Below are 26,112 nucleotides of genomic sequence, written 5' to 3'. Positions count from 1 at the left end.
CCTGGCGGCAGCGTCGGTGACGTCTGCTCACGCTAAGAACGGCGGCGGCCGGCCGGCATCGGGCAGATGGTGCAACTCGGCCGGGAGCGCGACTGCACCATCCTGTCCACGCCGGCTACACCAGGTCGTGCTCGTAGGCGTACGCGGTCGCTGCGGACCGGTTGGGCAGCGCCAGCTTCGTGAAGACGTTGTGCAGGTGTCGTGCCACGGTCTTGTCGCTGATGACCAGCTGCTCGGCGATCTCGCGGTTGGTGCGGCCTGCAGCCACCAGGCGGATCACGTCGAGCTCGCGCGGCGTCAGCCCGGCCGCAGCGTCCGGCGCAGCGGGTCCCGGGCGCGCGAGGTCCGGCGCGGCCCCGACGGCCGTGAAGACGCGCACCGCCGCGGCCACCTCCATGGCGGCCGTGTCGTCGTCGCCGAGCGCCCGCAGCGCCCGGCCGATCAGGACTCGGGTCCGGGCCGCCTCGTAGGGAGCGGGCAGCGCCGCCCAGCTCCTCAGGGCGTCCGACAGCTCCTCGAGAGCCGGCCCGTACCTGCCCTGGGCGAGCGACACCGTTCCCCGGGCGCGCGCGGCGGTGGCCCGGAGGACGCCCGTGTCGACGTCGTCGGCGATGCCGTCCAGCTCGACGCTCGCGGTCCGCGCCGCCTCGACGTCACCCGCGGCCAGCATGATCTGGACGGCGGCGGCCAGCAGCTCCGCCCGCGGCCGGGGCGCGCGCACCTCGTCCACGACGCCGCGATCGCCGGGGGCGGGCCGGCCGACGGCGCAGCGGATCGCGGCCACCGCCGTCTGCGTGCGTCCCTGGGCCAGCCGCAGCAGCGCCAGTCCCGGGTGCGGGTCGTGGCCCAGGGCGACCGCCTGCTGGAAGGCGGCCTCGGCGGCGGCGTGCTCACCGCGCATGCGGTGCAGCTCGGCTCGCTGGTAGTAGGCCATCCCGGCGGCGGGGTCCGGTGGGTCCGACAGCCAGCGGCAGGCTCGGTCGGCCTCCGCCACCGCCTCGGCCCAGTCGCCCCGCCACTGGGCCAGCTCGGACCGGTGCACGAGGCACTGCCCCCGGAAGGGGACGAGACCGCCCTGCGCCTCGCACCAGTCGCTCAGCGCGGCCGTCCACTGCTGGGCTCGCCGCAGGTCGAGGACCTGCTGGCAGGCGAGGAGCACGGCGCAGTACACGATGCCGGCGGCGATCGGCGAGACGCGCCCGGCCCGGACGGCCACCATCGCCTCGTCGAGCTCGGCCAGGCCGCGGGCCGTCTGGCCGTTCCGGATCAGCGCCTGGCCCTGCCCGAGTGAGCCGAGCGCCGCCAGGTCGGCGTCGCCGAAGCGCCGGCCGATCGCGGTGGCCGCTGCGAACGCACGGTGCGCCGCGGCCGGATTCCCGCCGTCCAGCTCCTGCAACCCGGCCGGGAGCAGCAGGTACCCACGTTCGGCGCAGTCCTGCGGCGCGCCCTCCTCCAGGACCCGGTGCGCGCGGGCGAGCCAGCCGCTGCCACGCGCCTCCGCGCCGCGGGCGAGCAGCAGCACCAGGCCGAGCCAGAACGCGCACCGAGCGGCGGGCAGCACGTCGCCGCGGTCGGCGAAGGCCTGGTACGCCCTCTCCCATGCGTCCTCGGCGACCTCGTCCCGGCGGGTGAGGTGGGCGCTGAGCCCGAGCCGGTCGAGATCCTCCGCGTCCCGGAGTCGGCCCTGCTCGTCCGCGGCGAGCAGCCGGGTGCAGGCCTCGTCCCAGGCGCGGCGGTCGACGGCCGCGCGACCCAGTGCGAGCGGGTCGGCTGCGTGCTGCATGGTTCCTGGCTACACCTCGGCCGGTGGTCCGGACAGGGTTCACCGCGCGGCGGCGCGGGTCGGGTGCCCGGAGCCGGCGGATGACCGGGGGCGAGGCGATCAGGACGGGGCGGCGTCTCCGCTCGGTGCCGGCGGGCGGAGCTCCGCCGGCGCACCGGCCGCCTGGGGAGCGCCCAGCGGTCGCCGGACGGACCCGGCGGCGAGCACCGAGCCGGCCACCAGCAGCGCGGCCAGGATGAGCAGCGCGGCGCGGAACCCCTCGGCGAAGGTCGCGGGCTCGGTGTAGTCGTCCCCGCCGAGTCCGGCCGCGACGGGGACGACCGCCACCGCCAGCAGCCCGGCCGCCCTCGCCACGGCGTTGTTGACCCCTGACGCCACGCCGGCGTAGCGGTCCTCGGCGGAGTCGAGCACGGTCGCCGTCAGCGGGGCGACCAGCAGCGTGAGGCCGACGCCGAACAGCGCGACGGAGGGGAGCACGTCGCCCAGGTAGGAGGCGTCCGGCCCGATCCGGAGCATCAGCAGGACGCCGCCCGCGGCGACCAGCGGCCCGGCGGTGAGCAGCGCCCGCGGCCCGATCCGCTGGGCCAGCGCCCCGATGCGGGCGGAGAAGACGAGCATCAGCCCGGTGACCGGGAGCAGCGCGGTGCCGGCCAGCAGCGGGCTGTACCCGGACACCACCTGCAGCTGCAGGACGAGCAGCACGAACAGCCCACCGAGGGCCGCGTAGACGAACAGTGTCACGGCGTTGGCAGCGGCGAACTGCCGGTCGGCGAAGAGCGCCGGGGGGACCAGCGGGTGCTCCGACCGGCGCTCCACCCCGACGAAGGCGGCGAGGGCGAGGGCCCCGACCGCGCCGAGGAGCCAGGTGCCCGTGCCCGCACCGCCGTCCCCCGCTGCGGTCAGGGCGTAGGTCAGGGCGCCGAGACCGGCGGCGACCAGCGCCGTTCCGGCCCAGTCCAGCCGAGGAGCGGCCGCCGGGTCGCGGGACTCGGGTACGTGCCGGGCCGCGACGGCGACCACCAGCGCGGCCAGCGGCAAGTTGATCAGGAAGACCGCCCGCCAGCTCCACTCCACCAGCCAGCCACCGACGAACGGCCCGATCGCGGCGGCGACGCCGGAGAGCCCGGACCACGCCCCGACCGCGGCGGCCCGGTCCGGTCCGGAGAACGACGCGGAGATGATGGCCAGGCTCCCCGGGGTGAGCAGGGCCCCGCCGACGCCCTGGAGGGCGCGGGCAACCACGAGGGTGCCGATGTCCGGCGCCAGGCCGCACAGCGCCGAGGCGGCGGCGAACCAGCACACCCCCACGATGAAGACCCGGCGGCGTCCGAACCGGTCGCTGAGCGAACCGCCGAGCAGGATCAGCGCGGCGAGCGTCAGGGTGTAGGCGTTCACCGTCCACTGCAGACCGGCGAAGTCGGCGTCGAGGTCCGTACCGACCCGCTCGAGGGCCACGTTGACGACCGTCGCGTCCAGCATGGCCACGCCCGAGCCGAGGACGGTGGCGAGCAGCACCCAGCGCCCGTGGGCCGTGCCCATGCGCAGCCCCGGGCCGGTCACGGAGGGGTCGGCCACGAGCTCACCTCCTCCACCGGCTGCCGGCAGCAGCGCGGGTTGCCTGCCGCACTCCAACGCCCGGGGTGAACAGGGATTCCCCGGCCGGCGGTCCCGGGCGGCGTTGCAAGGACGCGCAGAATGGCGGGCATGGCGCCCGAGGCAGAGCTCGTCATCGCGGCCGGCGAGGTACCGGGGTACCTGGGGCCGACCGCGGCCCTCGTCGTCGCAGCTGCGGTGATCGGCTACCTGTCGGCCCGCGCCCGGGTGGTGCCGATCGTGGGGTTCCTGGTGGCCGGCGTCCTGATCGGCCCGGCGCAGCTCGGCATCGTCGAGAACGGCGAGGCGGTGGAGGCCGCCGCCGACATCGGCGTCATCCTGCTGCTGTTCACCATCGGGATCGAGTTCTCCCTGGAGCGGCTGGCCCGGGTCTGGACCTGGATCGCCGTCGCCGGTGGCCTGCAGCTGCTGCTGGCGACGGGTGCGGGGCTGGGGCTGACCCTGGCCGCCGGTGGGAACTGGCGCGACGGGCTGTTCACCGGGTTCCTGCTGGCCCTCTCCTCCACGGCGATCGTGCTGAAACTGCTCGGTGAGCGGCGGGAGAGCTCGGCGGTCCGGGGCAGGCTGGCGCTGGCCGTGCTCATCGCCCAGGACCTGGCCGTGGTCGCCATGGTGCTCGTCGTCCCCCTGCTCGGCCCCACCGCGGACGGCGAGGGCTCCGGTGGCGGCTCGCTGCTGTGGGCGCTGCTCACCGCGGTGGCGGTCATCGTCGTCGTCCTGGTGGTCGCCCGTCGGGTGATGCCCGCGCTGCTCGACGTCGTGGCGCGGGCCTGCTCCCCGGAGGTCTTCCTCCTGGCGATCGTGGCCATCTGCTTCGGCACCGCCTACCTGACCGCGCTCGCCGGCGTCAGCGTCTCCCTCGGCGCCTTCCTGGCCGGCCTGGTGGTGAGCGAGAGCCGGGCCAGCAGCCAGGCGTTCGCCGAAGTGCTGCCGCTGCAGATCGTGTTCAGCGCGGTCTTCTTCGTCTCGGTCGGCATGCTCCTGGACGTACGGTTCATGCTCGCCAACCTGCCGCTGGTGCTCGGTGCCGCGGCCGTGGTGCTGGTCGTGAAGACGCTGACGACCGCGGCCGCCGCGACCGTCGCCCGAATACCTGTCCGCACCGCGCTGGCCACCGGTCTGCTGCTGGCCCAGGTCGGCGAGTTCTCCTTCGTGCTGCTGACCGTGGGCACCGCGGCGGGGCTGGCGCCGCTGGGGCTCGGGGACGAGGGGTCGCAGGTGGTCGTGGCGACGACGGTGCTGCTCATGCTGCTCACCCCGCAGCTGGCCGCGGCCGGCGCCCGGATCGACCGGTCCCGGCGGGCCTCCCAGGCTGACAACGCCGCGCAGGACGGTGGTCCGGCCCGCGACCACGTCGTGATCATCGGCTGGGGCCCCACCGCCCTCGACCTCGCGGCGACCCTGCGCAGCCGGGGAGTGGACGTCGTGATGACCACGCTCAACCCCGACGGGGCGATGCAGGCAGAGGCTGCTGGGCACTCGGTCGTGCGCGGCGATCCCACGAAGGGGGAGATCCTGCGAACGGCGGGGGTGCCCGAGGCCCGGCTCGCCGTGGTCGCCGAGGACGACCCCGAGCAGGCGGTACGGGTCGTCGGGGCCGCCCGCGCGGTCACGCAGGCCCCGATCCTCGCGCGGCCGCTGGGTGCGGTCGACGTCGCCGAGCTGGCCGCCGCCGGCGCCGACCACATCCTCGACCGGGACCGCCTCTCCGGCCAGGCGCTGCTGCGCTCGGTGCTCACCGAGCTGGGGCACCCGGTCGTGCCCCCGAGCCGGGGCCGGACCGTCGTCGACACCGGCCGGGTGGTCAGGTACGTGTGGCCCCAGGTGAGCGGCTGCGGGCACGGCGCGGCGTCCCGGCCGGTGCTGCCCCGGGCGTCCGGCTGCGTCGGTTGTCTGCAGGAGGGCACCGAGTGGGTGCACCTGCGCACCTGCCTGAGCTGCGGCTACGTCGGCTGCTGCGACTCCTCGCCACGCCGGCACGCCCGCGCGCACGCCGCCGACGACGACCACCCGCTCATCGCCTCGGCCGAGCCGGGGGAGAGCTGGGGCTACTGCTTCGTCGACGAGGTGACCGTGCCCGCCCCGGCCGGCGCCGCTCCGGAGGCGGAGTCCTCGCCCGCGCCGCAGTGACCCGCGGCCCGCCGGCCCACCTGCAACGGACGTCGCCTGACTCGGTACTGGCAGCTGTCCGATCCCGGTGCCACCATGAGGAATGGCGCGGCCGAAGGACTGGTGGCAAAAGCTCTCTCCCGAGGAGCGCGCCGAGGTGCTGGCCAGAAGTGCAGCCACCCGTGCCCGCAATACGGCCGCGCAGGCCGAACGGGAGCGCGGGTGGTCGCTGGAGCGGCAGAAGCAGCAGGCCAAGCTGGATCGAGCACGCCAGCGCCGTGCACGGTCCTCCGCCCAGGCCGTGACCCGCACCGTTCCCGGTGGCGGCAGCTACGTCTTCAAGCCGTTGTCCGACCTCTACGCTCAGCGCCGCAGTGCCCGTTTTTGGCCCTACGTCGATCGCTCAGCCGGTCCTGATGCCTGCTGGCCATGGCACGGGAATCGGCGGTTCGACACCGACTACGGGAACTTCTCGTGGGAGGGGCGCCCGGTCCCGGCCCACCGCATCGCGTGGACGCTGCACCACCATCTGATCATCCCCTACGAACTGGTCGTCGATCATCTGTGCGGCTGCAAGTGGTGTCAGAACTGGGACCACTTGGAGCCGGTCACGCGGGATGAGAACGTCCGCCGGATACATCGACGCTCACCCGAGGCGACCCGGACCCGCACCTCCCATCAGGCGCCCTGGGGTGACCGTTGGTATCCGTTCGGTCGTCGGCTCTACGACGCTGACGGTGTACGGCTGGCCGGGGATGGAACCGGGCCGTAACGGCAGAGCCAGGGGCGCGGCCGGTGCCGTCCTGGCGATCCTTCGGCCCCGTCGTCGAAGCCGTCCGCGTCGGAACGCTCGGCCCCGGCCAGTCGGCGAGCATCTCCGCCCGGGAGTACCGCCGGGTGCTGTTCACCGACGTGGAAGGCGTGCGCTGGAGCTGTGGTCCGCCTGAGCCACCTACCGAGCAGCTGCCGGACGAGAACGTTCCGCGCAACTACCCCGACATCCGGACGCCGGCGCAGTGGGAGCTCGGCGCGCTGGACCACTGCGGATGACGAGACCGAGACTGCGGGATTCGTGACTGCTCCGCCGGCCCGAATGCGCGATGACCGCCGGCTCGAGGACGTCGCGATGGAACGACCGTGACCGCGGCGGATCAGACGGAGCGCCGACATCGGCGCCCGCCCGTCGCTAGACGGACGGGTCACCCTCCGGCACCTCGGTCGCGATCACCTCTTCCACCTCCGCGTCTTCGCCGGACAGCCCCTCGGCCTCCTCGTGCTTGTCGTGGAACGCCAGCCACTGCATCCCGAGAGCCTCGCGCTGCTCCTCGTCGACAGCCTCCTTGAAGGGCGGAAAGAAGTCCGTCTCCTCCTCGGCCATGTGGTCGGCGTTGACCTGCCGCGCGTTTCGCACCGCCTCCCACCAACCATCGCTGCCGACCTCGTGCTCCCCGACGGCGGCCGCGGCGTGCCGGATCTCGTTGTGGTCGTGGACGCCCTCCGCGGTCTCCTGCTCGCCGTCCGCCTCTTGGGCGAGGAGCGGGTAGAACAGCTGCTCCTCGGCCACGGCGTGCACCTCGAGTTTGGCCTGTAGCGCCTCCCAGGCGGCGGCGAGTTCATCGGCGGGCAGGTCATCGAGCGCGGAGAAATCCCGCCGGAAGACCTCATGCTCGGCCAGGACCAGGGCGGTGATTTCGAAGTCGGACATACCCGCCCCCTTACCCGTCCGACTGCGCGTTAGCCCGGCTTCTCGGTCCTGCCGCCGGTGGTCATCGGGACGTGAGTGGTTGGGCCGCTGATGTGCAGTTCCGGCGAACGGGTACGGCAGGTCGGCCGAGGTCGCTCGGGTGGGCGCCGGCTCAACGGTGCCGGGGCGTCGAGATGAGTGAGCGCGGCGGCAGCCGGACGCGGGCACCGGTCCGCAACTCAGGGTGCGTAGCCGGATGACGGCGCCGCGCACCACGGCGGGGTCAGGCTGTGTCGACGAACTGGGGGCCCTGAAGGTCGTGGCTCGACCATGCCACGAACATCGGTCAAGGCCGGTGGCTGGCGAGGAGCAGGGGCCGGCATCACTGCGGCACGGAAGCGGCGCTCTGCGTCCCGACTGAGCCGCGCAGGCAGGCATGAGAGCTGGACACTGCGTGGAGCGGGTGACCGGGATCGAACGGGCAGGGACTGCTGCGACTTCAGTTGACACTCGTTCTGCGGGATCGGGACTGCTGCACGAGCAGGCCGTCGAGCGCGACGCCGGCGCCCGTAGGGGATCCTGTTGCGAGACGAAGCCGGCGGCGGCGTGTCGGGGCGCACATTGAAAGCGCGTGCACGGATTGACGCGCGTCAGCCGATCTGCTCGAACAGGGACACGATGATTCCCTCCGGTCCGCGCACGTAAGCCATACGCACACGGCCTTCGTACTCGCCGATGCCGCCGACGAGCCCGTAGCCGTTTGCAGCCACCGCGTCGACGGCCGCTCGGAGATCGCCCACCTCGAAGGACACATTGCGCAGACCCAGTTCGTTGGCCATCGCCGTCGGCGATCCGGGTACGTGATTGGGCGCGACGAAGCTCGCGAGCTCCAGCCGGGTCCCGCCCTCGGGTGACCGCAGCATCGCAATCTCACAATGCGCGCCCGGGATGCCGCAGACGGTCTCCACGAACTCGCCCTCCACGGATCCGTTACCTTCGACCTCGAGACCCAGCCCGACGAAGAACGCCGTCACCGAGCTGAGGTCCGCGACAGTGATGCCGTCGTGGTCGGACCGTTGCACGTGTGCCATGTGACCCGGCCCCCAGTGGTGATCTGATGGATTCTTCACTGGGACGGAGCCGGGGGTCTGGATCTCGACAGGTCCACCCGCAACGCCTGGTCTGCTCAGAACAGAAGGGCGGCCAACGGCATCACGCTCTCGCGGCGCAAACCAGCGGGCCCTCGGGAACAGTCATCAACGCACTTTCGGGCGACTGACGACGAACTGTCGCAGCTGTGCCAGGTGCCCGCAAAGATCCCTCGGGGGACGTCGCCGATTGGCCGCTCTGGCGCATCCGAACCTCGCCGTAGCGCCCTCGGCTTGTGGGAGGTCCGCACACGCCGATGAGTGAGCAAGCGCCACCGCGATCCCCCGACCGCCGGTCGGCCGATTCGAAGCGAGCAAGGCGACGCCGCCAGGATGACGGCCCCGAGAACACTCTTCACCGGAGCAGGTAGTCGGCTGGAATGGGATATCCAGCAGGATACGGGTACGCCCGGTTCTGTTGCACGTCAGGAGTACCGTCCTTGTTCTTGTCGGTGTTCGGGTCCTGCTTCCAGTAGGAGGCCACGCAGGAGTCCCAGCTACCCGACAGGATTCCCTCGAAGGTCGCGTCATGGCGCTCCTGCGACGTGCCGTGCGGATCCGGCCCGCCGAAGGTGAGGTCACCGATCGAACGCGCTGCCTCGAGGCCCTCTTGCATGTCGCCGTCCTCCAGGAGCTGCTGCGCCTGGGCCGACCAGATCCACAGTCCGGCCGCGCAGTCGGCCATGAGCTCGGCGTACTTACCGACAGGCTGCATCAGCCAGGGCTGGTTGTTCAGGTACGCGGCGAGGTTGTATTGGCGCGCGTACTCGTCCACGATGTGGTGCGCGAACTCGTGCGCGACCAGGAACGCGACCGCGAGGTCGCCCGGTTGGGCCGACTGTCGATCAGCAATCCGTCCGGTGTTCCAGAGGGTGACCATTGTGTCCGCTGGAATCACGATCGCACCGTGGTCCTGGTCGGTCGCGACGTTGCCGTAGGACCAGGAGGTGCCGTCGCCGTCCAGCGGGCAGTAAATTGCATTATCGAACGTGCTCGTGATCACCGTGTTGCCACACTGCGTCTGGAACGTTGACGTCTGGGCAGACCCGGGAACGACGACGGTGAGGTACGGCTCGGTCATCCCCATCTGCTGGAAGAAGCTCGACCACATCTGGTCCAAGTTGCCGACCACGAAGTTGATGTACTCATTGATGTCGATCGTGGCCTGCCCCTGCTGGGTCGGGGGTAGCAGGCGCTCTCCGAGCGCGATGTCAGCGTTCGGCTCGGGAGGAGGACTGGACGATGCTGCGGTCGGCGGCGAGGTCGGAGGCTCGGTCGGCCGGGTAGCCTGAGTAGACTCGGAGGTTCGGGCCGGTTCCTCCGCGACCACCGGGTCATCTGCGCTCTCGCCGTCACCCCCGCTGGAGGCGCCGCCGCCGCAAGCGGTGAGCATGAGAGTGACCGTAGTGGTGAGTCTGATCAATGTCGTGCGCGGACGCATGGCTGCTCCCTCCGCCCTTCGGCGGAAGGTTGATCTTTTCGGAGCTCTCGCTGTCGGCCGTGGTCGTGTTGGCGAGGCGACCCCCGCTGTTGCCGTTCCCGCGGCGACCACGGCTACGCCGGCACGTGCTAAACGATTCATGGGGGACTCCTCGCTGAGCGGTGGCAACCTGCAGTAAGTCTTTGATCGGCGCAGGGCCCGGATGAGCCTCTCCCTGACCCCGCGAGGACTGTGAGCTGAGTCATAGCGCGTGTCGAGGCCCGTGCAGCAGACATGAAGCCACCGTCGCCGTCGACCCGCCAGTCGTCACAAACGGCAGGCGGCGGTTCACGGGACAGCGGTCTAGGGGGACCTAGACCGCGACACCCGACGGCCGATCGGCCAACTCGAGGGCGTCAGCCGGACCTTCCACAGGGGTGACCAAGGTGGGGGCTGCGCTGGGTGACCTGGCTCATCGCCCCAGTCAAAGCTGCTGAGGAACAGTTGATCGCCGTCTCGCAGCGCGACCCGGTCGGTTATGCAGGGCCGCTGTGCCGCGGCCAAGCGCGATTGCGGGTTAACGCGCCCCGACTTCAAACAGCCGACGTCGTCGTGGAGAAGCGCGTCACGGGACTGCTGCACGAGTAGGTGACATCTGATCTGTGGTGCCGGGAGGTGCCGCTGGAAGGATGTTCACCGTGCCCAAGGCCTACCCCCAGGGAGTTCCGCGACGACGTCGTGAACGTCGCTCGCAACCGTGCGCCGGGCCAGCACCTGAAGCAGATCGCGGCGGAGTTCGGGATCAGCGAGTCGTGACTGGATGAAGGCCGCCGACGTCGAAGACGGCGTCAAGCCCGGGACCACGGCGGCGGAGAACGCCGACCTGCGTGAGGCCCGCAAGCGGATCCGGCTGCTGGAGCAGGAGAACGAGGTCCTGCGCCGGGCTGCGGCCTATCTGTCGCAGGCGAACCTGCCGAAAATGACCTACCCGCTCGTCCGTGAGCTCGCCGCCGATGGGATCTCCGTCGCGGTGACGTGCCGGGTTTTGAAGATCGCCCGCCAGCCCTACTACCGGTGGCTGGCCGACCCGGTCACGAGCAGCGACCTGGTCGCGGCCTATTGGGCCAACGCGCTGTTCGACGCTCACTGCGACGATCCGGAGTTCGGCTACCGGCTGCTCGTCGACGAGGCCGCCGCGAACGGGCGTCCGATGGCGACGCCCACCGCATGGGCGATTTGCTCGATCGACCGGTGGTGGAGCGCGTTCGGCAAGCCCCGACGGGGCAAGGGGGGGTCGTTTCGGACCGCCGGTGCACGACGACCGGGTCAACCCGGTGTTCACCGCAGAGGCGCCCAACGCCGTGTGGTTGACCGATATCACCGAACATCGCACCGCCGAGGGCAAGCTCTACCTGTGCGCGATCAAGGACGTGCACTCCAACCGGATCGTCGGCTACTCCATCGACTCACGGATGAAGTCCCGCCTCGCCGTCACCGCGATCGAGAATGCCGTTGCTCGGCGCCACGCCGACGGCGCCGACGTGGCCGGCTGCATCGTGCATTCGGACCGCGGATCCCAGTTCTGCAGCCGGAAGTTCGTCCACGCCCTCAACCGGTCGGCGCGGCCGGCGACAACGCCGCCATGGAGTCCTTCTTCTCACTGCTGCAGAAGAACGTGCTCGACCGCCACCACTGGCGCACTCGACAAGAGCTGCGGATCGCGATCGTCACCTGGATCGAACGGACCTACCACCGCCGGCGCCGTCAAGACGCCCTCGGTCGACTCATACCCATCGAATACGAGACCATCGTGCCCACACTGGCCGCTCAGGCCGCCTGACCCAACCTGTCACCTACTCGTGCAGCAGCCCCCCTCCGCTCGGCGGCTACGGCGCAATTGCGATGAAGGACGCCCTCACCACGACGATGAGCACGATGCCGGCGGATTTGCTGCGGTCGCTGACCTGGGACGGCAGCAAGCGCGAGCGTGGCGACGGTGTCCCGCAGGGGATCACCTAACGAGGAACGGCTCTCTGCAACACGCTGGTCGGTCGTGGTCGTCCCCATGGGGGTGCCGCATGGGACTTGTCCCGAGCAATGCTCTCGTCGTCGAACTCCGCGACGACAGACAGCCTCCCGTCGAGAGCTCCGACGCAGGTCTCGACGGGAGGTGACGGGTAGCCCGGGCGTTGCGCCGGCGCCCGTGGATTCCATTAGATGAGGGGCGCCTTGGAGAATGCGCGGCGTCGCCTGTGGGCGGCACAACGCACAGGCGACGCCGGGTCACGGAGTCAGCCCAGCTGGACGGCGATGTCAATGGCTCCCTTCAAGCTCCGGGCAACCGGACAGCCGTCGACGTGGACGGCCAGGACCCGATGGACCTTGCCAGCGTCCTGGTCGGCCACCTCCAAACCGGTGTAGGTGACACCGATCCGCTTCAGCACCAGGATCTTGCCTTCAAGTTCTACTTCACCGCGTGCGTGCCCCACCAGACCGGTGGGATCGATACGCCGGGCCGTCAGGGCGCCGGCGAACGTCCCGACCAGCTAACCCAGAGCCGCAGCCACCACATGATCGATCGTGCTCGCATGGCTGGGTGCGTCACCCGGCTCCATTCCGTAGTGCTCGGCGATGGCCCCGTGCATGCCGTAGATGGTCGGTTTTTCCTCGCCCGGTAGGTGTGCCGCTCGGAGCGGCCCACCCAGTCGGTCGACGCGAACTTCCGAGACGTAGGCGATATCAGCCACAAAGTCCTCCTGCCGGTCGCGGTGCGGAATCACGTACCCACGCTGTCGTTGTGGACACGTGTAATCGGGAATGATCGACGGCCCGGCCCGGCCCGCTGCCGCAGTGGTCGTCGTGCTCGGGTCCCACCCGCCGGACTCCTCGGCCGCCTCTTGGTGGGATGGAATGGGACAGAGTTGACCTGTTTGGTCAGGTGTAGCCGCCCAGCCAGGCGGACCACCCTCCGTCGACGACGAGGGTCGATCCAGTCGTGTATGCGGCGCCTTCGGAGATCAGGTAGTCGATGGCGTGTGTGATGTGGGACGGCTGGCCCAGGTGTCCTGCAGGGCAGCGTGCGGCCAGGGCCTCTTCGTCGATCCGTCCGGCGTCGATGAGCTGCTGCACCATGGCGGTCTTGATGTAACCCGGGGCGACGCTGTTGACCCGGATGCCCGACGGCGCCAGCTCGACGGCCAGCAACTGGGTGAAGTTGATGACCGCGGCCTTGGCCGGGCCGTAGCCCGACCGCTTCGGGAACCCGCCCATCCCGGCGATTGACGCGATCGCCACGATGTTGCCGCCGCCGGCCTCCTTCATCGCCGCGCCGGCGTACTTGCACGACAGGAAGACGCCGCGGAGGTCCACGTCGACCGTCCGCTGCCAGACGTCCACCGACTGCTCGAGGGTCGGGGTGACGGTGTCGGAGATGCCCGCCGCCGCCACGAGCGTCGTCAAGCTCCCGTGCATCTCCACAATTTCCCGGACCATGGACTCGACCTCGTCTTCCGAGGACACGTCGCAGGGATGAGGCGTCGCCGTCCCACCTCGCCGGCGAATGGACTCCACCACTTCCCCGGTGCGGGTGGCGTCCACATCGTTGACGGCTACGGGGTAGCCCTTGCCGGCCAGGTGCAGCGCCACGTCGAGCCCGATGCCGGCTCCGCCACCGGTCACGAGCGCGGCCCCGCGGGGAGGCCGGGTGGGCTGGGGTGAGGACGTCAACGCGCCGCTCCTTCTGTGAGGGATTCGATGGTCTCGACTCCTGTGCTGTTCGTCCTGGAGAGGCACGCCTCCCCGTCTGCGCAGATCTGGTCGTGCCGAGCGTGGTCGACCGCCAGGAGGCGTAGCGCGAAGCCTGCGTAGACGTCCGCCACGTCGGGCACGGTGAGCCTTCCGTCGTTGCGGAACCACCCGCTCACCGCGATGCCCATCTGCAGGATGGCGAAGGACGCCAGCTTTGGGTTCTCCACGGTGAACACGCCCTCGGCGACGCCCTTTTCGACCACCTCGCGCAGTCCGTTCTCGTACTGCCGGCGGAACTCCTTGACTGCGACCTGCCGGTCGGGGGACAGGAAGTGGATCTGGCCGTTGCCGATGATCGCTTCGCGCCGGTGTGTCGCGTGGTACTCGATGTGGTTGCGCACGGCGGCTACCGCACGGGCCACTGAGCACCCGCGACCGGTCGTGTAGGCGGTGAAGCCGGCCAGCAACTGCTCCATGGTGTCGCTCATGACCCGCCACAGCAGGTCTTCCTTGCTGGTTGTGTAGTTGTAGAGGTTCGGTGGGCTCATGCCGGCCTCCCGGGCCAGGTCTCGCATCGAGGTGCCCTCGTAGCCCTTGCCGGCGAACAGGTCCAGCGCCGCCTCCAGCAGCGCTGACTCGCCTCTGCTTTCCCTCACCGAAGTTCTCCTGTGCCGCCGTTGACGGATGTACGGGCGTTCGTTCAGAATGTATCACCCATCACATGATCTAGATCACAGGGTTCGTCGACAGCGGTCGACGGCGATCGAGGAGGAAACGGATGTCGAGAGCCACCCGGAGGTTCGGCGCGGCGGGCATCACGCTCGCAGCGGTGGCCCTCAGCGCCTGCAGTGGCGGAGGAGGGGGCGGGGGGAGTTCGGCGGGCTCGCTCGAGGACATGGAGTCGACGGAGCTGACGGTCCAACTCCTCTACGGCCCCGAGCACTTCCTCAGCGAGGCGTTCCACTCGATGGCCGAGGAGGTTGAGACCGAGTCGGACGGCAAGATCACCTTCGACACGCACTACTCCGGCTCGCTGGTGCCCTTGGACGGCCTCGAGGACGGTTTGCAGAGCGGCCTGATCGACATGGCGCTGCACATCCCGATCTACAGCCCGGACAACCTGCCGGTGAGCAACGTCCTCGCCAACGTGGCCTTCGTGGGCGAGCCCACGCCCACCGTCGGCACGCTGTCGAAGGGCGCGGCCTACGCCGAGTACGGGCTCGGGGACGAGCACTACGAGGAGTTCCGCGAGTTCGGGATCCAGCCACTGACCGGCCTGGTCATCAACGCGCCGGCCTTCCACATGGTCTGTGCGGGCGAGCCGGTCAACGACCTCGAGAGCGCAGCGGGCAAGCTGGTCCGCGTCAGTGGCGAGGGGTACGCCGCCCAGGCCGAGGCGCTCGGCATGTCCCCGGTGGCGCTGGTCGGGGCCGAGATCTACGAGGGTCTCCAGCGCGGCGTCGTCGACTGCGTGATCGGCAACATCACCGATGCCCGCGACATGGGTCTGCTGGAGCTGTCGGACCACTGGCTCATCGACTCGGAGGTCGCCTTCTCCGGTTGGGTCTCGGAAAGCCTCAGCATGTCGCTCGACACGTGGGAGCAGCTCCCGCTGGAGGCTCAGCAGCTGCTGTACGACAAGGCGCACGAGGTCTTCTACCGCGAGGTGCTGGAGGGCATCTTCGCCGCGCACGTCGGCGCGATCGAGACGGGCCGGGAGATGGACGTGACGTTCCAGCAGTGGGGCGACGACGCCCGCGCGGCCCTGGCCGAGGGGCAGGAGCAGCTGCTGGAAAGCGCGGCCACCGAGCTTGACACCCTGGTCGGGGACGGCCAGGAATACATCGACGGTCTCCGTGAAGCCAACGAGAAGTGGGCCGCGCGGGTCGAGGAGCTGGGTTACACCGACGAGGCCGGTGGGACCTGGCAGGAGTTCGCCGAGTCGAACCCGACGGGCGAGGTCGACCTCGACGCCTTCATGGAGGCCTACATCGAGGATGTCGCGAGCCTGCGCCGCCCCGAGTAGTGCCCTGCGGTCGGGGTCGGGCTCCAGGGCCCGGCCCCGACCGCACCGGCGAGCCACACGGCCGCACCGAGACCGACCAACCCACCACGTACGGAAGGCAGTCCCATGCGCGTCCCGAGCGGGCGAAGCGGAGTGGTGCGTGTGCTCCATGTGCTCGGATGGCCGGGAAGGATCGCCGTCCTCGCGCTGATGCTGCACGTCACCCTCGACACGGTCTTGCGAAAGACCACCGGTGAGCCGATCACCGGCACCTTGGAATACGTCCAGTTCTGGTATATGCCGGCGATCTGCCTCCTGGGCTTCGTCGCGGCCGAGCTGCAGAACGACCACATCACCGCGCCCGTCGTCTACGACCGGATGAGCCCCGCCGTCCGGCGGGAACTGTCCCTCGTCGCGGCAGTGGCCACCGTGGCGATCCTCCTGGCCTACGCCTGGTGGGGATTCGAGGAGGCGCTCCTGCAGCTGGAGCGGGGTGCCACGGGACCCATCTCCGGCATCGTGATCTGGCCGGCGGTCTTCTTGGTGCCGATCGGATCGGTGGCCGCGGCCGTGGCGGTCGGGCTGACGCTTATGCGCAAGCCGTGGGCGCAGGATCCCCAGGCCGCCCTCGACGACTTCGACGACGACCCCATCTCGCCCGACCCGGGCCACCACGCCACTGCACGGGCCGGAGGCCGATGAACATGACCGCCTCGCAGCTCAACCTCGCGCCCACGGCGGCGACCCGCGCGGAGGATGCCCCGGCGCAGCGCCCCCCGGCGCGTGACTGGATCGCTCGGGCCGTCTTCTACGGCGGAGCCTTCGCCCTCATCGCGCTCATGTTCTCCGTGGAGCGGCCCGAGGTCGTCGGCGGGCTCACCGCCCTGCTCATGCTGCTGCTCCTGCTGATGAAGATGCCGGTCGGCATCGCGATGGCGACGGCGGGGCTGCTGGGCATCTGGAGTCTCGCGTCGCTGCGCCAGGTCGGCGCGACCCTGGCCAAGCTGCCCTACGACACGACGGCGAGCTGGTCGCTCAGCGTGCTGCCGATGTTCATCTTCATGGGCGTCATGCTCTGGCGGTCAGGCGTCACCGAGCGCCTGTACCTGGCGGCGCGGCACTGGTTCGGGTTCGTGCCAGGTGGCCTCGCAGTGGCGACGAACGTCGCCGGAGCGGGGCTGGGCGCGGTCAGCGGGTCCAGCGTTGCCATCGCGTACTCGCTGGGCCGGGTCGGCATCCCCGAGATGCTGCGCGCCGGATACCACCCCCGGTTGGCCACGGCGGCGGTCCTGACCGGTGGCACCGGCGGTCAGCTCATCCCGCCCAGCATTCTCATGGTCGTCTACGCGGGCGTGGTTCAGGTTCCCGTCGGTCCGCAGCTGCTCGCCGGGCTGGTCCCCGGCGTGGCCCTGCACATGCTGTTCGCCATCCTGATCATCGGCATCGCGCTGGCCTTCCCGGCCATGGTCGGGAAGGGGCCCGGCGGGCACGGGCATCAGACCAGCACCTGGCGCGACCGCTTCACCTCGCTGGCGGGCGTCTGGCCGCTGCCGATCCTGATCGCGGTGATCGTGGTCGGCCTGTACGGCGGCTTCTTCACCGCGACCGAGGCCGGCGCGGTGGGCGCCTTTGGGGCCCTCCTCATCGCCGGCTGGACCCTCAAGAAGGGGCTGTGGACCGGCGTCCGCACTGCGCTGGGGGACACCCTCAGCAGCGTCGGAGCGATCTTCCTGATGCTGATCGGCGCCATGATCTTCAACCGGCTGCTCGTCATGAGCGGTGCCGCGCGCTGGCTGACCAATGCGATCCAGGAGTTGAACATCAGCAGGGTCACGTTCCTGCTGCTGCTGATGGTGGCCTTCCTGCTGCTCGGCATGTTCATGGAATCGCTGAGCATGATGCTGGTAACCGTGCCGATCCTGATGCCGGCACTGGCGCACTTTGACATCAGCCTGCTGTGGTTCGGCGTCTTCGTCGTCGCCCTCGGCGAGCTGGCCCAGGTGACCCCGCCCGTCGGACTGCTGGCCTTCGTGGTGCACCGGCTGTCCCAGCGGCCGGAGGTCAACCTCGGGAAGCGGATCACGCTGGGCGATGTCTTCATCGGGGTCTCGTGGTTCATCCCGATCTCCATGGCAGGCCTGGTCCTCATCATCTTCTTCCCCGGCCTCATCGAGGCACCGTTTTGACCGCCGCATCGGTAGCGCTGGTGACCGGAGGCGCGGGGGACATCGGCTGGGCCGTCTGCCGCGCGGCTTCCCGGCTCGGCGTGCAGGTGGTGTGTGCCGACATCCCCTCGGCGCTGGAGCGACGACGTGCCGATCTGGACGCCGACGGGCTGATCGGCGTGCCGCTGGACATCAGCCGGCAGGAGGACGTCGCGGCCGTCGTCGACAGGGTGGAGACGGAGGTCGGCCCCATCGACCGGCTGGTCCACTCGGCCGCCGTGGCACAGGTCAAGCCGGTCCTGGAGATCACGGCCGACGAATGGCGCCGCAACATCGACATCAACCTCAACGGGGCGTTCTGGTGCCTGCAGGAGGTGACCCGGCGGATGGCCGGCCGTGGTCACGGCCGCGTGGTCAACCTGGCGTCGGTGGCGGGCAAGGTCGGTGGCCTCCAGGTGGGTGCCCATTACGCCGCCGGGAAGGCAGGCGTCATCAGCCTGACGTTCAGTTTCGCCAAGGCACTGGCCGCCAGCGGAGTCCTCGTGAACGCGGTCGCACCGGGGGTGATCCGCACCCGGATGACCGACGACTTCTCGCCCGACGTCCACGAGGCGTACCGCGCCTCGGTGCCACTGGGCCGCTACGGCACCGCCGACGAGGTCGCTCGCGCAATCGTCTGGCTGCTCTCCGACGAGAACACCTACATCACCGGTGAGGTTCTCGACGTCAACGGCGGCCTGCTCGTCGACTGACCGGGGACCCCGCCGCACCCATCACGAAAGGTTGAGCGTCATCAGCGACGTACTTCTGGGCCAGTTCCGGGTCATGTCTCGCATCCGTGCGTTCGAGCAGAGCGCGGCGAAGTTGTACAAGGCCGGGGAGATCCCTGGCTTCGTGCACCTGTCTGTTGGACAGGAGGCCTCCGCGGTCGGCGCCTGCGCCGCCCTCCGGCCGACCGACGGCGTCGTCTCCAACCACCGGGGGCACGGTCACTGCATCGCCAAGGGCCTGACCGTCGAGGAGATGTTCCTCGAGCTCATGGCTCGCGACGGCGGCTCGTGCTCCGCCCGCGGCGGCTCCATGCACATCGCCGACCCGCTGCAGGGCATCTACGGGGCCAACGGGATCGTCGGCGCGGGGATCGCGATCGCCAACGGACCGGCGTTGGCGGCCAAGCTCCGCGAACAGGACCACGTGACCCTGGTCTTCTTCGGGGACGGCGCGGTGGCACAGGGCACCTTCCACGAGGCCGTGAACCTGGCGGCGGTGTGGAAGCTGCCCGTGATCTTCTACTGCGAGAACAACCACTATGCCGAGTTCTCGCCCTCGGACAGCCAGCACCCGGTAGGGCTCGATGCGCGCGCCCAGGCCTACGGCATCCCGTTCTACTCGTTCGACGGCAACGACGTCGTTGCCGTGCACGAGGGCATGAAGACGGTCGTCGACAAGGTCCGGGGTGGCGGGGGACCGGTCCTCGTCGAGGCCGAGACCTATCGCTGGCACGGCCACTACGAGGGCGATCCCGAGCGCTACCGCGCCAAGGAGGAGGGGGCGGAGTGGCGGGAGAAGGACCCGCTGGAGCTGACCCGCCGCCGCCTGCTGGAGGGCGGTCACGCACCTGACGCCCTCGATGCGGTGCAGAGCGAGGAGCGGGAGCGGGTCGATGCGGCGATCGAGGCCGCCCGCGCCGCGCCGCCTCCGGCCGACGACACGCTCTACGACTTCGTCGTGCGTCCCAGAAACAAAGTCAGCGAGCCGGCCGACCGCGCCGGCGAGGACTTCCGTCTCATGGACGCCGTCCGACTGGCCCTCGAGGCGGAGCTCGAGGACGACGACGACGTCTTTGTGGTCGGCATCGACGTCGGGGCGGCCGGCAACGTCTTCGGCATCACCCGCGGGCTCCACGGCCGCTGGCCGAACCGGATCCTCGACACCCCGATCTCCGAGAGCGCACTACTGGGCGCTGGCGTGGGCGCGGCGATGGCCGGCATGAAACCGGTCGTCGAGGTCATGTACATGGATTTCCTGGCCGTCGCGTTCGACCAGCTGGTCAACCAGGCCGCGAAGTTGCCGTTCATGACCGGTGGTAAGGCGCAGATGAACCTCACGATCCGGACGCAGTTCGGCGCCGGCAAGTCATCCGGCAGCCAGCACTCACAGAGCCTGGAGGCCCTGCTGGCGCACATCCCGGGACTCACGGTGGTCATGCCGTCGAACCCCTGGGACGCCTACGGGCTCCTGCGCTCCGCGATCCGGGACCCGAACCCGGTGGTCTTCGTCGAGAACCGCCTCCAGTACGGGAAGAAGGGCCCTCGGCCTCCCCGGGACACGTTCATCCCCATCGGCAAGGCCCGGGTCGTCCGGCCTGGCGAAGGGGTCACCGTCGTCTCCTACTCCCGGATCCTCCACGACTGCGCCGCCGTGGCCGAGGAACTCGCGGCCGAGGGCATCGACGTGGAGTTGATCGACCTGCGCACGATCACCCCACTGGACTGGGACACGGTCCGGGCGTCGCTGGAGAAGACCAACCGCATGGTCGTCGTCCACGAGGCTGTCCGCGACTTCGGTGTGGGCGCCGAGATCATCGCGCGGATGGCCGACGACGGGTTCTGGTCGCTGGACGCCCCGCTCCTGCGCGTTGGGGCGGAGTACACCCCGGCCCCGTACGCGCCGAACCTCGAACGGCTGTGGTTGCCGGACAAGCAGCGCATCGCCGATGCCATCCGCAAGGCAGCTCGGGCCTGAGAAGACCCGTGGAGCATCAGAATGCAGAAAGAGTGGGGACGATGAGAGCCGTCTGGTACAGCGAGACAGGACCCGCCGAGAAGGTCCTTCAGCACGGAGAGCTGCCGGACCCCGTCGCCGGCCCCGGCGAGGTGGTGGTGCAGGTCGCCTACTCCGGCGTCAACCCGAGCGACTGGCAGGCCCGGTCGGGGTCGCGCGCCCCTGCGGCCGAGGGGCAGATCCCGCACCAGGACGGTTCCGGGTACATCGTGCACGTCGGCGAGGGGGTGCCCGAGAACCGCATCGGGGAGCGGGTCTGGCTCTACCACGCAGCCTACGGCCGACGGTTCGGCACGGCGGCGGAGTACTCGTGCGTCCCCGCGCACCAGGCGGTCCGGTTGCCGGACTCCGTGCCCCTGCTGACCGGTGCGTTGATCGGTATCCCGCTCATGACCGCCCACGCGGCGATCCGGTCAGGTGGCGACCTGCGCGGACGGACGGTCCTGGTCACGGGGGGAGCGGGAGCGGTGGGCCGCGCCGCAGTTCGGTGGGCCAGTCTCGCCGGCGCCCGGGTGATCGCCACCGCGAGCACGGCCGCGAAGCAGGACCTGGCCCGTCGGGCCGGTGCGGACGTGGTGCTGGACTACCGCGCCGACGATGTCGAGGCGGCACTGGAAGCGGCCAGTCCGGACCGCATCGACCTCGTTGTGGACGTCGCCCTCGGGGCGAACCTGCGGACCTACGTCGACCGGCTGGCCCGCGGCGCTCGCGTCGTCGCCTACGCCCTGCTCGAGTCCGACCCGACCATTCCGCTGGCCAAGCTTATCCGGGGGAGCACCACCCTGGAGTTCCTGCTGGTCTACAACCTCGACCCCGCCGACCTGGCGGCAACGGGGGAGGCCATCACGACTGCGCTGCAGGAGGACGCGCTCTTCTTCCCGTCGGCCGAGGTGCTGCCTCTGGACGAGGCCGCGGCCGCGCACGACAAGGTCCAGGCCGGGGCCGACGGACGCGTGGTGCTCGCGGTGGCGCCCGACGACTCCGACCGGACGACGAGCACGGCGGGGGCAACCGCATGAAGGCCACCCGAACGCACGAGTACGGCCGTGCACTGCCCGATTGGCCGCGCGAGACCATCGCTGCGCGATTCGTCGACGCCTGCGGCAGGTCTCCCGACCGGGTGGTCATCGTCGAGGGCGACACCCGCCTGACGAACCGGGAGCTGCTGGGACGTGCCGCGGCACTGGCCTCGGGGCTCGAGTCGCTGGGCGTGGGACCGGGCGACGTGGTGACTCTCCTGCTCCCCGACTGGTGGGAGAGCGTCGTGGCTTTTTACGCCGCCCAACTGCGCGGCGCCGTCGTCAACCCGATCGTGCCCATATACCGGGAGTCCGAGCTTGCATTTATCTACGGGCAGGCGCGACCCGCAGTCGTGATCTCCCCGGAGACTTACCGCAACACCGACTACCTGGCGCTCAACCGCACGGCACTGGAGATGGCCGGGCTCGACGCGCCCGTCGTCACCGTGCGCGGCTCGGTCCCGTCCCGGAGCAGGCAGCAGACTCTCGAGAAGCTCTGGCAGACGCCGGACGATCCGATTGTTCCGGCGGGGGAGGCCGACGACGTCGCCATGCTCATGTACACCTCGGGGACGACGTCGATCGCCAAGGGCGTCCTGCACTCCCACGCGAGCCTGCTCTACGAGGCGAGATCTTTCTTCGACCTGTTCGGCCTAGATGCCGACGACGTGATCTTCATGCCGAGCCCGGTTACCCACATCGCCGGCCTGGTCTTCGGGATGATGGCGCCGGTCGTCTTCGGCCAGCGAGTCGTCCTCCTCGACCGGTGGGCTCCGCACCGGGCGCGTGAGCTGATCGAGCGCGAAGGATGCACCTGGTGCCTGGGGGCGACACCATTCCTCAAGGGGTTGCTCGATGCCTACGCCGCCGAGGGCCGACAGTGCCATCTTCGCTTCTTCGCCTGCGGTGGGGCGGACGTGTCGCCGCGGCTGGTGGTCGACGCCGAGAGGCTGCTCGGCACGAAAGTGATGCGGGTCTACGGGTCGACGGAGTACCCGACCTTCTCGTGCAGCGGCCCGGAGGCTCCGCTGGAACGGCGCGCGGAGACCGACGGTGCCCCCATCGGCGAGGCCGAGTGCCTTCTGCTCGACGTCGTGGAGGGGGTCGGCGAGCTCGCGGTGCGGGGTCCGGAGATGTTCCTCGGCTACCTGGACGACAGCCTCAACGCAGCGGCGTTCACCGAGGACGGCTACTTCCGCACCGGGGATCTGGCCTCGTTCGAGGACGGCTACGTCACCATCCGCGGGCGCCAGAAGGACATCATTGTCCGTGGCGGCGAGAACATCAGTGCGCGCGAGGTCGAGGACCACCTCTACGCCCACCCGGCTGTCACCGAGGTGGCGGTCGTCGGCCTGCCGGACCCGGTGATGGGGGAGCGGGCGTGCGCCTTCGTGGTGCCGGCTCCTGGCCACGAGGACCTGGAACTCGCCGACCTCGTCGAGTTCCTGGCGCAGCGGGGCATCGCTCGCCAGAAGTTCCCGGAGCAGCTCCGGATGCTCGACGGGCTGCCGAAGACGGCCAGCGGAAAGATACAGAAGCACATGCTGCGCTCCCGGCAGTAGCGGCCCGTCCTCGGCGCCTGCTCCGCCGACGAGCCTCGCGCCGGTCGGCGACGGGGTAGCGCCGCACCGCAACCGCGGCCACACCGGCCTGACCGAGGGCCGGTTCCTGGCTGTGTCCGCATACACCTCTCGTCCGCCGCAGGCCCGGCTTCACCACGGGCGCCGCGAACTCCCGCAGCCCCGGCCCAGTCCTGAGGAGGACGACTTCCGTGAGCACCACGACGCCACCGCCCTCGGCGACCGACGCCGCCGAACCGGACCCCGCGTTCCTCGGGACTCGCACCCGCGAGTACGTCGACACCGAGATCCTGCCCGTCGAGGACCGTTTCGACGGCGACGTGACCCTCGCCGGCGGGGACCGCCTGCGCCGGCGCCTGCAGGACGGCGCCCGACGACGCGGCCTCCTGGCCCCGCACGCGCCTGTCGCGCACGGCGGCCTGGGATTGTCGATGGTCCGGCGCGCCCACGTCTTCGAGGCCGCCGGTCGCTCGCTGTTCGGCGCGATGGCCATCAACGCCGCAGCCCCGACGAGGGCAACGTGCACCTGCTCGCGCACGTCGCCACCGAGGCGCAGCAAGAGCAGTACCTGGGGCCGCTGGTGCGCGGGGAGATCCGCTCGGCTTTCGCCATGACCGAGCCGGCCCCCGGGGCAGGGTCGGACCCCACGGCGCTGGCGACGACGTGCCACTCGCGTGCCCGGCGGGTGGCGGATTGACGGCCGCAAGACATTCATCACGGGAGCCGATGGAGCCGGATTGTTCATCATCATGGCCCGCACGCGGGGTGAGGCCGGGGACCGGGGCGGCGGAACGATGTTCCTTGCCCGTCGGGTCCGGGCCCATTCCCGCGAGACGGGCGGGACGGGACGGCCGTCGGCCCGAGGGGCGCAGCGGCGCAGGCGGCAGCTTCGTGCCTTATCCGTGCCTTAAGCACCGGCCAAACCCCGTGGTCAGCGGTCAACAAGGGTCAGGACCGCCAAGGCACGAAGGAGCGGTGATGCCCGGCTGAGCTGCGCATACGGACATCTGTACTGGTGAGGACGTGGAGCGGGTGACCGGGATCGAACCGGCATGGCCAGCTTGGAAGGCTGGGGCTCTACCATTGAGCTACACCCGCGAGACAGTCGGCCGCCGATCTAGACCGGTGGGCCGGAGTCCGCGTCGAGACTAGCGCCTCCCCAGAACGCAGACTCTGCCGCATCGCCGTCACGGCCCGCGCCCCGTACTTCCGGCTGATCAACTGCGGCGTCCCGGCTCGTACGGTGACCGGCGTGCACGCGCTGCTGCGCTCGGTCTGGCACGAGCCGAGCCCGCCCGACCCGCCGACCCGCGCCTGGTGGGACTGGCTGCTCGTCGGCGCGGCCCCGGCCGCCGCGGTGCTCGAGGGCGTCCTCCGCCCCGACCTGCCGTTCCGCTGGCTGCAGGTTGCCGTCCTCTGCGCGCTGGTGCCCTTGTTGCTGTGGCGCAGGACGCACCCGCTGCTCGTCCTCGTCATCTGGTTCCTCGGACTCGACGTGCTGGTCCTCGTCACCGGCGACGAGGACGGCCTGTACTCGGCCGTGGTCGGGCTGGTGCTGCCGTACGCCGTGGTGCGCTGGGGCTCCGGCCGCGAGGCGCTCGCCGGCCTGGCGTTCATGCTGGTCAGTGCCGTCGTGGCGATGGTCGTCGGCCCGACCTCCGGAACCGACGCCGTCGGCGGCTTCGCCATCCTCTTCGCGGCCCTGACCCTCGGGTCGGCGGCCCGCAGCCGGGCGCGGGCCCGTGCCCGCGAGCTCGACCAGGTCGCCGCCCGCGAGCGAGCGGACCTCGCCCGCGACCTGCACGACACCGTCGCCCATCACGTCTCCGCAATCGCCATCCGCGCTCAGGCCGGCCTCGCCACCGCAGCCGCGCGCCCGGAGGCCGCGGCCGAGGCGCTGCGGCTGATCGAGGCCGAGGCGGCCAGCACGCTCGCCGAGATGCGCAGCATGGTCCGCACGCTCCGCCGCGACGGGCCCGTCGAGCTCTCACCCGTCCCCGGGCTCGCCGACGTGCGTCGGCTGGCCGGCGCGGGGGGCGACGGACCCGCGGTCGACGTCCAGATCACAGGTGATGCGGATGCCGTCTCGCCCTCGGTGGCGGCCGCCGTCTACCGGCTGGCGCAGGAGTCGGTCACCAACGCGCGCCGGCACGCCCGGCGCGCCACCCGGGTCGACGTGCGCGTCGTCGTCGACGATGCCCGGGTGCAGCTACGGGTCACCGACGACGGCGACGGTGCTCCGGCCCGGCGGGGCGACACCGGCTTCGGCCTGCGCGGCATGGCCGAGCGCGCGCAGCTGCTCGGCGGCACGTTCGAGGCCGGGCCGGACCCGGAGGGCGGCTGGACGGTCACCGCCGTGCTGCCCCGCCGGGGCCCCGCGTGAGCGTGCGGGTCGTCGTCGCCGACGACCAGGAGATCGTGCGCACCGGTCTGCGGATGATCCTCGACGCCCAGCCCGGCATCGAGGTGGTCGGTGAGGCCGCCGACGGCGCGGAAGCCGTGCAGCTGGCCCGCGAGCTGCGCCCCGACGTCTGCCTGGTCGACATCCGCATGCCTGGCACCGACGGACTCGAGGCCACCCGCCGGCTCGCCGGGCCCGACGTCACCGAGCCGATCGCCGTCGTCGTCATCACCACCTTCGACCTGGACGAGTACGTCTACGCCGCGCTGCGCACCGGAGCCCGGGGTTTCCTGCTCAAGGACGCCGGCCCCGACCTGCTCGCCCAGGCCGTGCACGCCGCCGCCCGCGGGGACGCCCTGATCGCGCCCAGCGTCACCGCCCGGCTGCTCGACGCCTTCGCCGGCACCGGCCCGACCGCGCCGCCCGCCCAGCCCGTCGATCCGCTGACCGACCGGGAGGAGGATGTCCTCGCCGCCGTCGCCCGGGGGCGCTCGAACGACGAGATCGCCCGCGAGCTGCACGTCACGCTGAGCACGGTGAAGACGCACGTCAGCAGCCTCATGGCCAAGCTCGGCGTCCGGAACCGCGTGGAGCTGGCCATCTGGGCCTACGAGACCCGCCGCGTGACGCCCGGCCGGTGACCGGCGCTCGTA

The 26,112-nt window shown here is 70.7% G+C and carries 23 protein-coding genes, 1 tRNA gene and 1 pseudogene; 15 read left to right on the top strand and 10 right to left on the bottom strand.

Going from position 1 to position 26,112, the window contains the following annotated elements; translation table 11 throughout:
- Positions 1-115 precede the first annotated feature (115 nt).
- On the bottom strand, positions 116-1,783 hold the full coding sequence (locus ACI791_RS01825) for a LuxR C-terminal-related transcriptional regulator (RefSeq protein WP_456584472.1): 1,668 nt from the start codon (positions 1,781-1,783) through the stop codon (positions 116-118).
- Between the two features lie 99 nt (positions 1,784-1,882).
- Entirely contained in the window at positions 1,883-3,358 is a 1,476-nt protein-coding gene (locus ACI791_RS01820) for an MFS transporter (RefSeq protein WP_456584471.1), read from the bottom strand.
- Between the two features lie 129 nt (positions 3,359-3,487).
- Here ACI791_RS01820 and ACI791_RS01815 point away from each other — a divergent pair, with 129 nt between their 5' ends.
- The 3 genes from ACI791_RS01815 to ACI791_RS01805 all read left to right on the top strand — a co-directional run bounded on the left by ACI791_RS01815 (position 3,488) and on the right by ACI791_RS01805 (position 6,556).
- Positions 3,488-5,527, top strand: coding sequence for a cation:proton antiporter domain-containing protein (locus tag ACI791_RS01815; RefSeq protein WP_456584470.1), 2,040 nt, complete (start codon positions 3,488-3,490; stop codon positions 5,525-5,527).
- A gap of 82 nt (positions 5,528-5,609) precedes the next feature.
- Positions 5,610-6,278 (top strand): HNH endonuclease signature motif containing protein, encoded by a 669-nt coding sequence (locus ACI791_RS01810; protein WP_456584469.1) that lies wholly within the window; start codon positions 5,610-5,612, stop codon positions 6,276-6,278.
- Between the two features lie 23 nt (positions 6,279-6,301).
- Positions 6,302-6,556, top strand: coding sequence for a hypothetical protein (locus tag ACI791_RS01805; protein ID WP_456584468.1), 255 nt, complete (start codon positions 6,302-6,304; stop codon positions 6,554-6,556).
- A gap of 136 nt (positions 6,557-6,692) precedes the next feature.
- Here the strand turns inward: ACI791_RS01805 and ACI791_RS01800 are convergent, their stop codons facing one another.
- From ACI791_RS01800 to ACI791_RS01790, 3 genes are all read right to left on the bottom strand, one after another.
- Entirely contained in the window at positions 6,693-7,211 is a 519-nt protein-coding gene (locus tag ACI791_RS01800; protein WP_456584467.1) for a hemerythrin domain-containing protein, read from the bottom strand.
- 629 nt (positions 7,212-7,840) lie between these two features.
- Positions 7,841-8,272, bottom strand: a complete 432-nt coding sequence (locus ACI791_RS01795) for a VOC family protein (protein WP_456584466.1) — start codon at positions 8,270-8,272, stop codon at positions 7,841-7,843.
- A 421-nt stretch (positions 8,273-8,693) separates the two neighbouring features.
- Positions 8,694-9,731 carry a neutral zinc metallopeptidase gene (locus ACI791_RS01790; protein ID WP_456584465.1) on the bottom strand — a complete coding sequence of 346 codons (1,038 nt, stop codon included), beginning with the start codon at positions 9,729-9,731 and terminating at the stop codon, positions 8,694-8,696.
- A gap of 489 nt (positions 9,732-10,220) precedes the next feature.
- Between ACI791_RS01790 and ACI791_RS01785 the strand changes: the two genes are divergently transcribed.
- Together ACI791_RS01785 and ACI791_RS01780 are read left to right on the top strand one after the other, a co-directional pair.
- A complete protein-coding gene (locus tag ACI791_RS01785; RefSeq protein ID WP_456584464.1) occupies positions 10,221-10,406 on the top strand; it encodes a hypothetical protein in 186 nt (61 codons plus the stop codon).
- A 33-nt stretch (positions 10,407-10,439) separates the two neighbouring features.
- Positions 10,440-11,598, top strand: a pseudogene (locus ACI791_RS01780) (IS3 family transposase).
- A gap of 451 nt (positions 11,599-12,049) precedes the next feature.
- On the opposite strand, the gene ACI791_RS01775 reads toward ACI791_RS01780, so the two are convergent.
- The 4 genes from ACI791_RS01775 to ACI791_RS01760 all read right to left on the bottom strand — a co-directional run bounded on the left by ACI791_RS01775 (position 12,050) and on the right by ACI791_RS01760 (position 14,161).
- Positions 12,050-12,247, bottom strand: coding sequence for a hypothetical protein (locus tag ACI791_RS01775; protein ID WP_456584463.1), 198 nt, complete (start codon positions 12,245-12,247; stop codon positions 12,050-12,052).
- Positions 12,248-12,304: 57 nt separating this feature from the next.
- Positions 12,305-12,538 (bottom strand): hypothetical protein, encoded by a 234-nt coding sequence (locus tag ACI791_RS01770; RefSeq protein ID WP_456584462.1) that lies wholly within the window; start codon positions 12,536-12,538, stop codon positions 12,305-12,307.
- Between the two features lie 154 nt (positions 12,539-12,692).
- Positions 12,693-13,484, bottom strand: a complete 792-nt coding sequence (locus ACI791_RS01765) for an SDR family NAD(P)-dependent oxidoreductase (protein WP_456584461.1) — start codon at positions 13,482-13,484, stop codon at positions 12,693-12,695.
- Entirely contained in the window at positions 13,481-14,161 is a 681-nt protein-coding gene (locus ACI791_RS01760) for a TetR/AcrR family transcriptional regulator (RefSeq protein WP_456584460.1), read from the bottom strand. The genes ACI791_RS01765 and ACI791_RS01760 overlap by 4 nt, the downstream gene beginning before the upstream one ends.
- Before the next feature lie 239 nt (positions 14,162-14,400).
- Here ACI791_RS01760 and ACI791_RS01755 point away from each other — a divergent pair, with 239 nt between their 5' ends.
- The 8 genes from ACI791_RS01755 to ACI791_RS01720 all read left to right on the top strand — a co-directional run bounded on the left by ACI791_RS01755 (position 14,401) and on the right by ACI791_RS01720 (position 23,672).
- A complete protein-coding gene (locus ACI791_RS01755) occupies positions 14,401-15,531 on the top strand; it encodes a hypothetical protein (protein ID WP_456584459.1) in 1,131 nt (376 codons plus the stop codon).
- A gap of 135 nt (positions 15,532-15,666) precedes the next feature.
- The gene (locus ACI791_RS01750; RefSeq protein WP_456584458.1) at positions 15,667-16,212 is read left to right on the top strand and encodes a TRAP transporter small permease; all 546 of its coding nucleotides are present in this window, start codon (positions 15,667-15,669) and stop codon (positions 16,210-16,212) included.
- 2 nt (positions 16,213-16,214) lie between these two features.
- Positions 16,215-17,696: a TRAP transporter large permease gene (locus tag ACI791_RS01745; protein ID WP_456584457.1), complete on the top strand. Its 1,482-nt coding sequence runs from the start codon at positions 16,215-16,217 to the stop codon at positions 17,694-17,696.
- Between the two features lie 20 nt (positions 17,697-17,716).
- On the top strand, positions 17,717-18,427 hold the full coding sequence (locus ACI791_RS01740; protein ID WP_456584456.1) for an SDR family NAD(P)-dependent oxidoreductase: 711 nt from the start codon (positions 17,717-17,719) through the stop codon (positions 18,425-18,427).
- 31 nt (positions 18,428-18,458) lie between these two features.
- Positions 18,459-20,420 (top strand): alpha-ketoacid dehydrogenase subunit alpha/beta, encoded by a 1,962-nt coding sequence (locus tag ACI791_RS01735; RefSeq protein WP_456584455.1) that lies wholly within the window; start codon positions 18,459-18,461, stop codon positions 20,418-20,420.
- Positions 20,421-20,461: 41 nt separating this feature from the next.
- Positions 20,462-21,478 (top strand): NADPH:quinone reductase, encoded by a 1,017-nt coding sequence (locus ACI791_RS01730; RefSeq protein WP_456584454.1) that lies wholly within the window; start codon positions 20,462-20,464, stop codon positions 21,476-21,478.
- Positions 21,475-23,040, top strand: a complete 1,566-nt coding sequence (locus ACI791_RS01725; protein WP_456584453.1) for an AMP-binding protein — start codon at positions 21,475-21,477, stop codon at positions 23,038-23,040. The genes ACI791_RS01730 and ACI791_RS01725 overlap by 4 nt, the downstream gene beginning before the upstream one ends.
- Before the next feature lie 209 nt (positions 23,041-23,249).
- Positions 23,250-23,672, top strand: a complete 423-nt coding sequence (locus tag ACI791_RS01720) for an acyl-CoA dehydrogenase family protein (RefSeq protein ID WP_456584452.1) — start codon at positions 23,250-23,252, stop codon at positions 23,670-23,672.
- Positions 23,673-24,082: 410 nt separating this feature from the next.
- Here the strand turns inward: ACI791_RS01720 and ACI791_RS01715 are convergent.
- Positions 24,083-24,156, bottom strand: a tRNA-Gly gene (locus ACI791_RS01715).
- Between the two features lie 154 nt (positions 24,157-24,310).
- Here ACI791_RS01715 and ACI791_RS01710 point away from each other — a divergent pair.
- Both ACI791_RS01710 and ACI791_RS01705 read left to right on the top strand, forming a co-directional pair.
- Positions 24,311-25,441, top strand: a complete 1,131-nt coding sequence (locus ACI791_RS01710; RefSeq protein ID WP_456584451.1) for a sensor histidine kinase — start codon at positions 24,311-24,313, stop codon at positions 25,439-25,441.
- Positions 25,438-26,100, top strand: coding sequence for a response regulator (locus tag ACI791_RS01705; RefSeq protein WP_456584450.1), 663 nt, complete (start codon positions 25,438-25,440; stop codon positions 26,098-26,100). Before ACI791_RS01710 ends, ACI791_RS01705 begins: the two co-directional genes overlap by 4 nt.
- The last annotated feature ends 12 nt before the right edge of the window (positions 26,101-26,112 follow it).

It is taken from the genome of Blastococcus sp. SYSU DS0973 (assembly GCF_054051055.1).
The sequence above is the reverse complement of the archived record's forward strand: the minus strand, read 5'-3'. Positions and strand labels throughout refer to the sequence as shown.